The 14,432-nt window shown below is 33.4% G+C and carries 16 protein-coding genes; 3 read left to right on the top strand and 13 right to left on the bottom strand.

The features are described from left to right. Window positions 1-33: 33 nt before the first annotated feature. The 13 genes from B9N53_RS07345 to B9N53_RS07405 all read right to left on the bottom strand — a co-directional run bounded on the left by B9N53_RS07345 (window position 34) and on the right by B9N53_RS07405 (window position 11,360). Window positions 34-1,455 (bottom strand): LCP family protein, encoded by a 1,422-nt coding sequence (locus B9N53_RS07345; protein ID WP_094204351.1) that lies wholly within the window; start codon window positions 1,453-1,455, stop codon window positions 34-36. Window position 1,456: 1 nt separating this feature from the next. After that, window positions 1,457-1,870, bottom strand: a complete 414-nt coding sequence (locus B9N53_RS07350; RefSeq protein WP_094204352.1) for an SH3 domain-containing protein — start codon at window positions 1,868-1,870, stop codon at window positions 1,457-1,459. Then, window positions 1,860-2,660, bottom strand: a complete 801-nt coding sequence (locus tag B9N53_RS07355; protein WP_094204353.1) for a tyrosine-protein phosphatase — start codon at window positions 2,658-2,660, stop codon at window positions 1,860-1,862. Before B9N53_RS07355 ends, B9N53_RS07350 begins: the two co-directional genes overlap by 11 nt. 30 nt (window positions 2,661-2,690) lie before the next feature. Continuing rightward, window positions 2,691-3,383, bottom strand: a complete 693-nt coding sequence (locus B9N53_RS07360) for a CpsD/CapB family tyrosine-protein kinase (protein ID WP_094204354.1) — start codon at window positions 3,381-3,383, stop codon at window positions 2,691-2,693. 1 nt (window position 3,384) lies between these two features. Continuing rightward, window positions 3,385-4,065 carry a YveK family protein gene (locus B9N53_RS07365; RefSeq protein WP_094204355.1) on the bottom strand — a complete coding sequence of 227 codons (681 nt, stop codon included), beginning with the start codon at window positions 4,063-4,065 and terminating at the stop codon, window positions 3,385-3,387. A 179-nt stretch (window positions 4,066-4,244) separates the two neighbouring features. Then, entirely contained in the window at window positions 4,245-5,147 is a 903-nt protein-coding gene (locus B9N53_RS07370) for a nucleoside hydrolase (RefSeq protein ID WP_094204356.1), read from the bottom strand. Then, a complete protein-coding gene (locus tag B9N53_RS07375) occupies window positions 5,140-5,958 on the bottom strand; it encodes an energy-coupling factor ABC transporter ATP-binding protein (RefSeq protein ID WP_094204357.1) in 819 nt (272 codons plus the stop codon). Before B9N53_RS07375 ends, B9N53_RS07370 begins: the two co-directional genes overlap by 8 nt. Beyond that, a complete protein-coding gene (locus B9N53_RS07380; protein WP_094204358.1) occupies window positions 5,958-6,794 on the bottom strand; it encodes an energy-coupling factor ABC transporter ATP-binding protein in 837 nt (278 codons plus the stop codon). The genes B9N53_RS07375 and B9N53_RS07380 overlap by 1 nt, the downstream gene beginning before the upstream one ends. Then, window positions 6,794-7,525, bottom strand: a complete 732-nt coding sequence (locus tag B9N53_RS07385) for an energy-coupling factor transporter transmembrane component T family protein (RefSeq protein ID WP_094204359.1) — start codon at window positions 7,523-7,525, stop codon at window positions 6,794-6,796. Before B9N53_RS07385 ends, B9N53_RS07380 begins: the two co-directional genes overlap by 1 nt. After that, the gene (locus B9N53_RS07390; protein WP_094204360.1) at window positions 7,522-8,145 is read right to left on the bottom strand and encodes an ECF transporter S component; all 624 of its coding nucleotides are present in this window, start codon (window positions 8,143-8,145) and stop codon (window positions 7,522-7,524) included. The genes B9N53_RS07385 and B9N53_RS07390 overlap by 4 nt, the downstream gene beginning before the upstream one ends. Before the next feature lie 135 nt (window positions 8,146-8,280). Then, the gene (locus tag B9N53_RS07395; RefSeq protein ID WP_094204361.1) at window positions 8,281-8,691 is read right to left on the bottom strand and encodes a GNAT family N-acetyltransferase; all 411 of its coding nucleotides are present in this window, start codon (window positions 8,689-8,691) and stop codon (window positions 8,281-8,283) included. 40 nt (window positions 8,692-8,731) lie between these two features. Beyond that, window positions 8,732-10,825 carry a Tex family protein gene (locus tag B9N53_RS07400; protein ID WP_094204362.1) on the bottom strand — a complete coding sequence of 698 codons (2,094 nt, stop codon included), beginning with the start codon at window positions 10,823-10,825 and terminating at the stop codon, window positions 8,732-8,734. A gap of 127 nt (window positions 10,826-10,952) precedes the next feature. Next, window positions 10,953-11,360, bottom strand: coding sequence for a hypothetical protein (locus B9N53_RS07405; protein WP_094204363.1), 408 nt, complete (start codon window positions 11,358-11,360; stop codon window positions 10,953-10,955). 214 nt (window positions 11,361-11,574) lie between these two features. Here B9N53_RS07405 and udk point away from each other — a divergent pair, with 214 nt between their 5' ends. From udk to B9N53_RS09430, 3 genes are all read left to right on the top strand, one after another. Beyond that, the gene (udk, locus tag B9N53_RS07410) at window positions 11,575-12,183 is read left to right on the top strand and encodes a uridine kinase (RefSeq protein WP_094204364.1); all 609 of its coding nucleotides are present in this window, start codon (window positions 11,575-11,577) and stop codon (window positions 12,181-12,183) included. Between the two features lie 225 nt (window positions 12,184-12,408). After that, window positions 12,409-13,656, top strand: coding sequence for a tyrosine--tRNA ligase (gene tyrS / locus B9N53_RS07415; protein WP_094204365.1), 1,248 nt, complete (start codon window positions 12,409-12,411; stop codon window positions 13,654-13,656). Between the two features lie 103 nt (window positions 13,657-13,759). Then, window positions 13,760-14,419: a PLDc N-terminal domain-containing protein gene (locus tag B9N53_RS09430; protein ID WP_242432446.1), complete on the top strand. Its 660-nt coding sequence runs from the start codon at window positions 13,760-13,762 to the stop codon at window positions 14,417-14,419. The last annotated feature ends 13 nt before the right edge of the window (window positions 14,420-14,432 follow it).

Here is a 14,432-nt window from a genome sequence, read left to right on the forward strand (position 1 = left end):
TTAGTCTTATTGACTTACCCTAGTCCATCCGACTTAATTTTTTAATATGTTTTCTATCTTGTCTTTTACTTCTTTCAAACTACTATCATCTGCTACCATCATATATAGTCTATATCCTGGCATGGCATAAGATGGAAGTCCAATTTTGCCTATACCTTTTAGATCTTGTGATTCAATGTTATATCCTTTTGGTGCATCTATTTCTTTGTTTATCATTTGAACCATAAAATCTTTGGACATGTTGGTTTGTGCTGATTTTTCAGCTATTGATAGTATTAGTGATGTTTTGAGTAAGCTTTCCGGTCTGGAAGCTTTTTCTATTATGGCTTTTAATACTCTTTCTTGATTTCTTCCTCTATCATGGTCACCATCAGCTAAATGATATCTTTCTCTAGAGAATACTAATGCTTTTTTCCCATCTAAGTGAACTTTTCCTTTTGGAAAATTATATCCAAATGCACTGAATGTTTGCACGTTGTCAACATCTACACCGCCTAGCACATCAACTACTTCTATTAATGTATTGAAGTTAACTTTTGCGTAGTAATTAATTTTTGTGTCCAAGAAATTTTCTAGTGTTTTGATTGACGAATCAATACCATATATTCCAGCGTGTGTTAGTTTATCTTTTTGATTGTTGCCTCCACCAGCTATTGGAACATAAGTATCTCTAGGAATAGTTGTTATCAAAATTTTTCTTGTTTTTTGATTTACTGATACTATTAAATTAACATCTGATCTTGATACTGTTTCAATAGGACCATATGTGTCTATACCAGAAATATATAGGTTAAACGAATTTTTGTCTTCAGCTTGATTTGAAAGCTTGTTAATTCTAGTAAATTCTTTATCCCCTACTACTTCTGTTAATTCATCAAATTCTGGTATGAAGTCTTTAATTACAGACCTATATGCTTCATTTAAAACGATAAAATCCGTTTTTTTTGTTATGAGATTTTTTGCTGCTAACATATATGAATTAACTTCCGTTGTTTTTAGACTTTTATTAATTTTCCCATTTATTTCATCAACAAATGTATTAATATCTGTTTTGTTTTCTTTTTCATATACCTGTGTCACCAAGTCATCTTTTTTGATTAGCTCTTCTAGGTTAGATGATTTTAACTTTACTAATGATAGTTTGACTTTTGTTTGTTTAATACTTTCAGTATTGGAAACTTTTTCAAGTGCTTTCATTGATTTTGTTATATAAAAAGTCCCTGTAATTGTTGTAGCGATGATTATTGAAAAAAGTATTATCCCAATAGTTTTGGCAACTATACTTTTTCTAGATACTAATAGTACTACTAACAATGTTAATAACACAAACCCGGCTATTATAATTATTTGATACTTACTAGGCAATAATTTGTTTGATAATAAGTTGTAAGAAAAAAGTGCTGCTGCTATTAACGAAATTATTCCTAATACTGATGCTAATACTTTGTTTTTCATGCTATTCCTCTGTTTTTACATTGATGTATTCTGATAGGACGAATCCTTCCATATCATTGTATTTTACTTTTGTCCACTTGACTCCATCAACATCTTTTTCTTCTAATACTTCTAATTCTGTGTTTTGAGGAATAGATGCCAATAGTCTTTGATCAGCTCCAGCTTGTTCTCTTAAATTCAATGATTCCACGTTTACTGTGGCCATTTTCTTAGCTGGTGTTTTTTCTGTATTTTCGGTTTTTTCTTCGTTATTTTTTTCGATTCTTTCTGCTACTTCTTTTTCTGTTTTCTCAGCCTCTTTTTTATCTTTGGATTTTTGGGTTCTCACAGAAACGTAAGTTTCTTGTTCGTAACAGCCAGTTGTAACTACAACTAGGCTCATAAGAATGATCAAAAATTTAACTTTATTTTTCATTTTTATTCCTTCTTAATATTTTTTTCCAGAATGATTCTTTTTTTATTTTAGGAATTTCATCAACTAGTTCAGTTCTTCTAATAAATTCATCGTGTATTATCTTTTGTGGATTTCCTATTACAACTTCATTATACCAGTTTTGTCCCATTTTGTTTTTTAAATAGTCCAATTGTTTCTTAACATCTGGGTTTCTTCTTTCTGGAGAGTGGGTATCCGTTCCAACTATTTGGACCATATTTTTGTCAAGCAATTTGTTTGCCATTTCATATTCTTGGCTGTTTTCGTTTTTTAACGAACTCAAATTTATTTGAAACAATGCTCCTGCTTTGTAAATTTTTTCAATAAAATCAAATTCTTCTTTTGTAACCTGGTATCGTTCGACATGCGCAAGTACAGGTATGTATCCTGATAATTGAATTTGATATATGAGAGAAGGAGCATAGTTAACTTTCCCCAAGAATGGAAATTCTATTAAAACATACTTTGAATCTGCTAATGTGAATACTTCATGATTTTCCAATTCATGTATTGTGTTTTCATCAAGAAATATTTCATTGCCAAGATAAATATCGAAATTTATGTTTCGATTTTTGAGTTCGTTTAAGATAGTTTGTCTGCTTTCAACGATTTCTTTTTTTGATGGTAAGTACTTACCATTATAGTGATGGGGCGTAGCTACTACACCATGATATCCATTTTCTATATATTTGTGGATGATTGCCATGGATTCTTCAAGGCTTTGAGCTCCATCATCTAATCCAAACAATACATGTGTGTGAATATCTATCATAATCTTCTCCAATTTTTTCTATATTATATATTAGGATTGGCTGCTTCCGTATTTGTATCCGTAGCCGTATCCATATCCGTACTTGTGTTTGTTTTTAACTTCTACTTTATTCAACACTGTTCCCAACACATTGGCTCCAACATGTTTAAGATTTTGAAGAGTTACGTCTATTTCTTCGTATTTTGTTTCACCTTGCGCTACTACAAGTAAAACTCCATCTGCCATTGTCGATAACACTTGTGCATCTGTAAGTATTCCTGCAGGAGGTGTGTCTAATATGATGACATCGTATATTGTTTCTAACTTTTCAAGCATTCTCTTCATTCTTTCAGATCCAAGTAACTCTGATGGATTTGGAGGCGTCGGTCCTGTTATTAATATGTCTAGGTCACTTTCTTCGCTATCTTTCATCTTCACTTGATCAAATTCTAATCCTTTTACTAGAAGATTAGTTAATCCCAAATTAAATTGAGTTCCCATAATTTTCCCAATTGATGGGTTTCTAAGGTCGCAATCAATCAACAATACTTTTTGGTGATTTTTCGCCATTGATCTTGCTAATCTTAACGCTATTGTTGATTTTCCTTCACTAGGGTGTGAGGATGTTATTACTATTTTTTGTAATTGTTTATCTATAGATGAAAATGACAAATTTGTTCTTAATGTTCTGATTGCTTCGTCAATCATAGATGTATTGCTATAATAAGCGTGTTTTTTCGCCATACTATTTCTCCTTAATTTCTGGTATTACACCAAGTACTGGTATGTTGAATTTTTCTTGTAATTCTTCTGCAGATTTTATCCTTGTGTCATTGATTTCTATGAATACTGCCATAAATGATGAAATAAATAATCCTAGCAAAGCTCCCAGTGCTGTATTTCTCTTTATTTTAGGAGAAGATGGCTTTTGTGGAAGCACGGCTTCATCCAAAATCTTTACATTATCTATTTGCATTATTGTTTTGATATCTTTTTGGAAAATCTCTGCTGTTTCATTTGCTATATCCATCGCTCTTTGAGGAATGTTGTCTCTTACTTTAACTGATATTAACTCTGTGTCTTTTACTGGTTCTACTTCAACCTTTCTTTGATATTTTTCAATGTCAAAATCAAGTTGTAGGTTTTTGATTACTTGTTCTGCAATACCTCTTGATTTAATTATTTCGCTGTATGTAGATACTAATTTTTGGTTTAGCATTACTTGATTGTATTGCGATCTTTCATCCTTAATGTCGTATTCTTTTGGTTTTCCTATTATCATAGTTGTAGAAGCTTCGTATTGTGGCCTTATCAAAAATTTGCTAACACCAAAAGCTAAAAGCCCTCCGAGAATCATGAATAAAATAATCCACTTTATTCTTCTTTTTATTCCTTCTATAAGTTCTAGTAAACTAATCTCTTCCATAAACTCCTCCGAAGATTTATTTGTAATAATTTTATTAACATCTATATAATTTTATATCATATGCTTTTTTTTTGTAAACAATAAAAATGTAAATTTTACTCTTATTTTACAAATCAATAATTTCTCAGGAAATTTTCTTCCATAAGCAAAAAACTCCGAGATATTTCCCGGAGTAAATTTCATTCTGTTAGAGCTTGCATCAATATTTCTCTGAATTTATCTATGTCGATTTTAGTAATCACTTTGCAGTTGAATTCACCATTTTCTTCTTTGATTAAATCTCTGTAGCTCATTCCTCTTGTTTCGTCGTTTTGCACATCAATTTTGATGTACATATCTTCCGTTTCAAAAACTTCTGGGTTATCCAATACGATTACTGAGCAAGGGTCGTGAATTCCTGCATCGTTTGATGCGTAGTATTTCAAAATTCTGTGTGCAAATTTCGTTCTTTTCGTTTCAATTGTGTCCAAGAATTGGATTTGCTCATCAGTTATGCTGGCTTTTTGTGTTACGTTTAGTCCTGCCATTATGATTTTAACTCCGCTTTCAAATACGATTTTCGCTGCTTCTGGATCGACGAAAAAATTAAATTCACTGAGACTTGTGACGTTACCTCTTGTGATGGAGCCACCCATGATGCTGATTTGTTCGATTTTTTTCTTGTCTTCCGGAAAAGTTCTTAACAGTAGTGCAATGTTTGTAAGTGGGCCAACTGCGATTATCGTGATTTTTTCAGTTGAGTTTTGGATAATTTCGTGCATCATTGTAACGGAATTTTCGCTTGTAAGTTCATTCACATCTTCTGATTCGATCATATCTCTGAATCCTGCAATTCCATCATCTCCGTGAACCGTTGCAAAGAAAGGCTCTCTTACAAGTGGTACTTCTTGTCCTTTTCCCATCGCAACATTTATGTCCAAAAGTTTTGCCAAGCATTGCATGTTTCTTGTTGTGTGTTCGATTGATACGTTACCGTTTACTGAAGAAAGTGCCAACAGCTTTAAATTTTTCGAATTTTTAATTGCAAATAAAGCTGCTGCATCATCAACTCCCGGATCAAAATCCAATATACAATTAATCATTAGCACCTCCAAAATTTTTGATGTAATCTACAAAATCATCCACCGACAATAATTTTTCGTTCAAATTAATTGAGTTGCAAAGTCTTTTGACAACAGGTGGTTGGATGTATGCTTTTTGTAAGATTTCATCTTCATCAAAAACTTCCTTCTTATCAGCATCTTTAATGATTTCTTTGTTGGACATCACGACAACTCTGTCGAAGTTTTCAACGACGAATTCCATATCGTGAGTTATCGTTATGATTGTTTTGTTCAAATCGTGCAAATGATCGATGACTCTTTTTAAGCAACTCATAGAATATGCATCTTGTCCTGCTGTCGGTTCATCAAATATGAAAATGTCGCAGTCATTTGCAATTGTAATTGCTATCGTGATGAATTTTCTCGTACTAAATGGTAAATCATAAGGATGGTCGTCCAAATATTCTGAAAGTTCACAGATTTCACAAGCTTGTCTGACACGTTTGTCCATTTCATCTTCGTCGACTTTTAATGCTCTCAACGAAAAAGCGACTTCATCGTAAACTGTGGAGTTGAAGATTTGATCGTTTGGATTTTGGAAGACGTAGCCAATTTTTCTGGAGATTTGCGCTGTTGTCATATCTTTCGTGTTTTTCCCGTCTAGCAAAATCTCCCCAGAGCTTGGTCTCAATAATCCGTTCATTAGTTTTGCACAAGTTGATTTACCGGCTCCGTTTTGTCCTACAATTGCAACTTTTTCTGAAGAATTCACGACCAAATTCAAATCGTTAATCGCTTTGAATCCGTTGGGATAAGTAAAGCTTACATTTTTAAATTCTAATTTGCTCATTAATTTTCCTCCAATTCTTTCTTGCATTCATCCAAAGTTATAGGAATATTTTTGAAAAATCTTGGCTTTTCTGCATTCATCTTGTAGGCAAGTTTTGAAACTATCGGCATGGATCCGTTGTGCTGTTCGATTTTATCGTTGGATAAAACTTCGTGAGTCTCATCGTTGAAGATGATTTCTCCATCATCCATCACCACAACTCTATCGGCATACTCTGCTATCAAATCAATTTTGTGTTCAACCAATATTATCGTTTTGTTTTGTGATTTCAAAAGTTTCAAAATATCGAAAATTTCTTCCGTTCCAAGTGGGTCAAGCTGACTTGTCGGCTCATCGAATATCAACACTTTTGGATTCATTACGATGATTGAAGCTATCGCTACTCTTTGCGATTGTCCACCTGATAATTCGTTAGGGTTTTTATCTTGCAAATCTTCTATTTTAAGTAATTTAATGACATCAGTTACTCTTTGTCTGATTTCTTCTCTTGGAACTCCAAGGTTTTCCAGTCCATAGGCTATTTCTTCGAATACAGTTTTCTTTATTCCAGAGATTTGGCTGAATGGGTTTTGGAATACAAATCCAACTAATTCCGCCATTTCTCCACGTTCAATATCGTTGATATTTTTATTGTCAATGATTATGTCACCTGTGATTTCTCCTTGAACGAAATCCGGAATTATTCCTCTTATAATATTGCACAAAGTCGTCTTGCCGGAACCATTTTTCCCAATAATTCCCACAAATTCTCCTTGTTGTACGTGCAAATCCAAGTTTTTTATCGTCTTTTCTTCTTGAAGTTCATATTTGAACGAAACATTTTTAAGTTCTGTCATTATTTAAACCTCCACACCAATGCCAACACAACCAAAGCAATGAAAACATAAAAAATTATTCTGTCCGTAGTTGTTTTCTTGATTTCCTTGAGGCATGTTTTTTCGTTTTCAGATGCAAATCCACGCGCTTCAAGTGTAATTGTCTTTTCGTCGATTTCTGAAAGTGAAGATATAATCAAAGGTCCAAGTGACGGAAAGAACGCCTTCGCTCTGTTTTTAATGGAGCCTGTAGTTTCAATTCCACGCGCTTCTTGTGCTTTGATGATTTTGGAACTTTTCTTAATCATTTCTGGAATCATAGTCATTGTCGCCATAATAACGTAACTTGTAACGTGACTTACTCTTTTTTGTTGAAGAGCTATCATCAAATCTTCAATATCAGTTGTTTCGAAGAACAACAAAAACAAAGTTATAAGTGTAAGAATGAACTTTGTTTGTTCCAAACCATTCAATATTCCGTTAAGTGTCACTCTCATAAATCCTAAATTCAAATACACGTTTTCTGTTGATTTGTCCAAGAATAATTGGAACAAAAACATTATTAATAATACTAATAACAAAACTATCCACAATTTTTTTACGTATTGTTTGAATTTATTGTCCACTAAAGCCAAAATCAAACTTAATGGAAGTACGAAAAGATACGCGAATTGCCATGGCAAAACTAACGAAATAATAACTGTAACTATGACCATAAAAAGTTTTGTTGTTGGGAAAATTTTAGATATCATTTTGCACCTCTCACGTATTTGTTCTTCTTTTCTTTTATGTATTGAATTCCATTAGGATATCTCAACAAATTTCTGTTAGGGATGGATTTTATAAGGAAATAAACTGCAAATGAAGTCAAAAACTTGTCCAAAGTTTCTGTAAGAACAGTCGAACCAATAACAGATTCCCATAATCCTTTTCCTGTTGCAACCAAAAATGTCGTGATTGCGCTTGAACCACTCGCTCCAGTAACACCACCAAAAACCAAAACAGTAATTGGCGCAGACGTAATCATCGCCACAAGCCAAATAATAATTCCTACTACGAATGTCTTTGCTGGAGTTTTAAACATTCCCTTCTTGCCGCAAATCCCTGCAACCAAACCAATCGCACCACTTACAACCAAATAAGGAAGTTGTGTTGGATTAGTAACAGATGTCACTATATTTGTAACAACACCTGTAAGAAAACCAATCCATGGACCGCACAACACACCTGTGAACACAGTTCCTATAACATCCAAATAAACGGGCAATTTTAATGCTGCAGTCAAATTTGCACCAACAAAATTGATAGCTATACCAAGTGGAATTAGTAAAATTACCGACAAGTTATAGCTCATCTTAGATTTAGATTTCATAAATTCCTCCTATAAATTTTACGAAAAAACTTTTCGCGTTGAATAAATTTTATCATAATACGACTAATTAATAAATCATTTTTCGTTAAAAATATTAACAAAGATTTTGTGTTACTAAAATATTTAATTCAAAATCTACAAAACTCTCAGCATACCCTTCTTGTTAGGAAATTGTTGGAAATGAAATTTTTCGTAAAATTTGTCGTAAGGAGTGTTCGCCAACAAAATAATATACGCATCTTCATCGTAATTTTCGTCCAAGTAGTTGCTAACCTCATTCATCAAAACCCTTCCCAAACCATTTTTCTGATAGCTTGAATCCACCATAACATCAGTAACCACAAGACTAATTGCCCCATCCCCGACAACTCTTGCCATCGCAATCAACTTCTCTCCATCGTAAATCGATGTAATGAAAAGGGAATTTTCAATTGCAACCTTCGCATTCTCCTTAGATTTTCTATTTCCAATGCCAGATTTTTCACGCAAATCGTTGTAATCATCTGGACTAACAGCTGCATTTTTTATAACGTATTTTGTATTCATAATTCACCTCACAAAAATAAGCGCTACAATAGCGCTCATTTTATAACTTCATCGACAAAGAAACTAATCCTCTTTCTTTATCTATTCCAATTATTTTTACTTTTACGGTGTCACTTACTTCGCACACTTCTCTTGGGTTTTTGATGTACGAATCGCTCATTTTAGATATGTGGCAAAGTCCATCTTCTTTTATTCCGATGTCTATGAAGGCACCGAAGTCCACGACGTTTCTGACTGTTCCTGTGACTATCATTCCTTCTTCCAAATCGTCGATTGACAATACGTCTTGTCTTAGAACTGGTTTTGGCATTTCGTCACGTGGGTCTCTGCCTGGTTTTTTTAGTTCTTCGATTATATCACGCAAAGTAGGTTCTCCTACTTCCAATTCTTCGGAAAGTTTTTTCACATCGATATCGTTCAAATCGTATTTCATGATTTGTTTTGCGATTTCATAGCTTTCTGGGTGAACTTCTGTGTTGTCCAATATTTCTTCGCTTTCAGGAATTCTCAAAAATCCTGCACATTGTACGAATGCTTTTGGTCCAATTCCTTTTACTTTCAAAATTTCTTGACGATTAGTGAATGGTCCGTTTTCTATTTTGTAATCCACGATGTTTTTCGCAGTTGTTTTTGTAATTCCAGATACGTAATTCAAAAGCGCAGAGCTTGCTGTGTTGATGTTGACACCAACTGTGTTAACGCAATCTTCCACTACTTCTTCAAGTGATGATTTTAATTTCTTTTGGTTGACGTCGTGTTGATATTGTCCGACTCCGATAGATTGTGGAGAGATTTTTACCAATTCTGCCAATGGATCTTGGATACGACGTGCGATTGAGATGGCACCTCTGATAGTTACATCTAAATCAGGGAATTCTTCGATTGCAAGTTTTGATGCAGAGTAAATACTAGCTCCCGCTTCGTTTACGATTGCGTAGAAGATTTCATCGTCGATTTGCGCTAACAAATCAGATACGTATTTTTCTGTTTCACGAGAAGCTGTTCCGTTACCGATTGCAATTAGCTTTACGTTGTATCTGTCGATAAAATCCTTCAAAGTTTCGTCTGCTCTTTGGATTTGTTTTCTCGCATCAGTCACATAAATTACTGCGCTGTCCAAGAAATCACCATATTCAGATATTACAGCCACTTTGCAACCAGTTCTAAATCCAGGGTCAAGTCCAATAATCGCAGTTTCTTTTATAGGTGGTTGCATCAAATACGGTTTCAAATTGCTTTTGAATACGCCGATTGATTCGTCGTCTGCCATTTCTTTCATACTTTGGCGCACTTCTGTTTCGATTGATGGAACGATCAATCTCTTGTAACTATCTTTGACTGCTTTTTCAATCAAATCATAAGTTTCAAAATCATTTTGTCTGGCGATTTTTCTCATAATTTTGAAAATATTGTAATCGTCATTTAATACGAATGAAACTTTCAAGAATCCTTCCTTTTCTCCTCTGAAAACTGCAAGAATTCTATGCGCTTTGACATCTTTTACTTTTTCTGAATAATCGTAGTACATCTTGTATGTGCCGGATTCGTCTTCGTTTTTTTCTTCAGTTTTCATAATGCCGTCTATAATGAACGAATTACGAACGATATCCCTGAACACTTTTTGTTCAGATACGAACTCAGCTATGATGTCCAAACTTTTCGCGATAGCATCATCAACTGTTTTGATTTCTTCTCCGTTGATAAATTCTGAGGCTTTTTTCTCAATCTCAGATAAAGAGTGAGTTTTCTCCATTATCATATCTGCTACTGGTTGAAGTCCCAATTCCACAGCGATTGATCCACGAGTTCTCTTCTTAGGCTTAAATGGAAGATAAATATCTTCTAATTCTGTCAAAATAGTCGCTTCGTCGATTTGTTTTTTCAAATCTTCTGTGAGTTTTCCTTGTTCATCGATAAGACGTGTGATGTCGTCTTTTCTTTCTTGCAAGTTTCTCAAATATGTAAGCCTATCGTTTAATTGTCTCAACGTTTCGTCAGTCAAATTCCCAGTGATTTCTTTTCTGTATCTGGCTATAAAAGGAATTGTGTTTCCCTCATCTAATAATTCAACCGTCTTAACAACGTTATCATATTTTATGTCTAATTCTTCTGATAATTTTTGTAGTATATTCATTCTCTTCCTTCTCTTTTAATAAACTATAATCTATATTTTAACATTATTTTATTTATTTTTCCACATTAAAGCAATTTGCACCAAAATTTCAAAAACCATCAAGCAAAACACTTGATGGTTTAATTGATTACGATTTAAATAATTTCGCCTTTTTTTCTTTTTCTAATTGTTCCAAGAAAATCTCTTTTTGAATCAAGTGAGTTTTTCTGATGGAACCTGCAATGTCTGCTACTAACATAAAAATCGTCGACGCCGACACGTAATAAAAGTCGATAAATGAGTATTCGATGAATCCTCTTGATGGAGGTGTCATTTGCCCTATGAAAAGCATCATGAATATCGCTACGAATACAATTGTGAAATTGAATTTGAAAATAAATCCATGAAAATATCCAAGTAATGCTGCGATAGCCAAGAATATCATCAAGCAATGGTCAATCAAAAATCCATGCGCATGAGACAATGTGTATCTGATGATTATCATGAACAATATGTAAATCAACGAGTAAATAATAAGTTTGGTGTTTTTTGACATTTCAAATCTCCTTTTGTTAAAACATTTTCCGTAATTGTGATTTGCTTGAATTTTTTGTAAAGTTTGCAATAAAATTTACAAAATAAAACATATCAATATTATTTTAGCACAATTTATAATTTTATTCTACAAATCATTAAAAGGTTATCCTAATTCACAGCCTTGAAAAATTGTAAAATTTATATTAAAATTAACTAATAACTAGGAGGCTAATATGAAACCGTATATTGTGGGAGTCGCAGGTGGAAGTGCTTCAGGTAAGACTGAAATCGTGAAGACTTTGAAAAAACATTTTGAAGATAAAATAGAAATTATTGAACACGACAATTATTACTTTGCTCATGATGATTTGACAATGGAAGAACGTGCGTGTTTGAATTACGATCATCCTCAAGCTTTTGAAACAAATTTGTTGATTGATCACGTTAAAAAAATTATAAATAATGAAGAAATCGACATTCCAACTTACGATTTTACAATTCACACTAGAAGTTCTGATACTTTGAAAAAATTCCCAAAGCCAATTGTGATTGTAGAAGGAATTTTGGTTTTGGAAAATGAAGAGCTTCGCAATTTGATGGATATGAAAGTTTTCGTCGACTGCGACGGAGATGTCAGACTCAAAAGAAGAATTACAAGAGATGTTGTGGAACGTGAAAGAACTATTGAATCGATTTTGACTCAATATATGGAAACTGTAAAGCCTATGCACGAGCTTTTCGTGGAACCTAGTAAGAAATTTGCCGATTTGATTGTGCCAAAAGGTGGCAAGAACAAGGTTGCTATTGATGTGCTTATCAATCATTTGGCTACGAAATTATAAAAAAACCATTTTGCTATTGACTAGAATTAGATTCTAGTATAAAATTTTAATAACTCAATAGAAAATTATGATTGTGACCAGTACCGATTATTCGGGAATTACAACACATGAGTTTTCAAGGTAGTTTCATACTTTGCATGGAACATAAGCTTTTGATTAGAAAGGTGGTACCGCGTAGATTCGCCCTTTCGTGTCAAGAGTTTTTTTATTTTATAGGAGGAGTTTATGATTAATTACGAATTTGAACATGAAAATGTGTATGACGAATTGGTAGCGCGTGGATATTTTGAACAAGCTACATACGAAGATGAATTGAAGGATTTACTCGGAAAAGAAAGAGTTCCATTTTACATTGGATTTGATGCGACTGCAGATAGTTTGACTATTGGCCATTTTATTCAACTTATGGTTATGATGAGAATGCAAGCTCACGGTCACATTCCTATTTGCCTTTTAGGTGGCGGGACTACAATGATTGGTGATCCTTCTGGTCGTAACGATATGAGAAGTATTATGACTAAGGAAGTTATCGACGAAAACGCCAGAAGATTTTATTCTCAAATGACTAGATTTATCGATTTTGGTGAAGACAAGGCTTATATTGAAAACAACAAAAATTGGTTGTTGAATTTGAATTTCTTGGATTTCATGAGGGAAATTGGCGTTCATTTTTCTGTAAATCAAATGTTGACTTTGGAAAGTTACAAGAACAGAATGAAAAAAGGTCTAACATTTTTTGAATTTAGTTATATGTTGATGCAATCATACGACTATTTGGTATTGTACAGAAAATACGGTTGTAAATTACAAATGGGCGGTTCTGATCAATGGTCTAATATTTTGGGCGGATACGATTTGGTTAGAAAATTGGAAAACGACAAAGTTTACGCTATGACTTTCAAACTTTTAACTACTGCTGACGGAGTTAAAATGGGTAAATCACAAAAAGGCGCCGTGTGGTTGGACGAAAACAAAACAACTCCTTACGATTTATTCCAATACATGAGAAATGTAGACGACAGAGATGTGGAAAAATTCTTATTGATGTTGACATTCTTGCCAACTGAAGAATGTAAAAGACTTGGAAGCTTAGAGGGAAGTGACATCAATAAAGCTAAGGAAGTTTTGGCATTTGAAGTGTGCAAATTAGTTCACGGAGAAGAAAAAGCAGAAGAAGCTCGTCAAACAGCAAATGCATTGTTCAATTCAAATGCTGTTGACGAAAATATGCCAACAACTGAAATGAAAGCTTTGGATTTTGAAAATGGAATTGGTTTATTGAATTTGTTGACAATGACAGGACTTACTCAATCAAACAGTGAAGCGCGTAGACTTGTAACTCAAAACGGAATTTCTGTTAATGACAAGAAGGAAGCTGATCCAAAAAGAATTGTAACAATTCACGATTTTAACGACGATGAACTTATTATAAAAAAAGGTAAAAAAGTATATCACAGAGTAAAATTAGTATAATATTTTTAAAAATAGACCTCGGCGATTTTGAATTGATTTTCAAAGTTTGTCGGGGTTTTTGTGTTATAATTAAGTAAATTTAAAAATATTTGTGGAGGTGCAAATGAAAAAATTATTCAAATTTTTAACTAGTAGAATAATGCTTTTGGCAATTGTATTTATAATTCAAATTTCCCTATTAGTTTATTTGATTTTAAGTTTCCAAAGAAATTTTGTGTATGTATACACATTAAATATTATAATATCCTTCGCTTTTACTATAATGGTGGTCAACACCGATGTAAACCCGAGTTTCAAACTAGGATGGCTAATTCCTATATGGATATTCCCGTTGTTTGGAGCGGTGTTCTATTTGTTTTTCAGAAGAAACAGATTCGTTCGTGCACAACAAAGACGAATGGATAAGATTAGTTCATCGTTTAACAACCATATATTGTCGAATGGTAATGTAATTGACGAACTGGAGGGTGACTCCAAGTCAATCGCAACTTACATAAACACGACAGCTCACGCTCCTGTATTTTCAAAAACAAGTTCGAAATATTTGAAAAACGGCGAGGTTTTCTTTGAATATTTGATGGAAGATTTGAGAAACGCAAAAGATTATATTTTCTTGGAGTTTTTCATTATCGAAGAAGGTTATATGTTCAATAATATTCTGGACGTTTTGGAACAAAAAGTAAAAGAAGGAGTCGACGTCAGGATTTTGTACGACGATTTCGGCTGCATCACCAAACTTTCTCGTAGATATTACAAAAACTAGAAGAAAAAGGCAT

Source organism: Finegoldia magna (genome assembly GCF_002243175.1).
Taxonomy (GTDB): Bacteria; Bacillota; Clostridia; order Tissierellales; family Peptoniphilaceae; genus Finegoldia; species Finegoldia magna_J.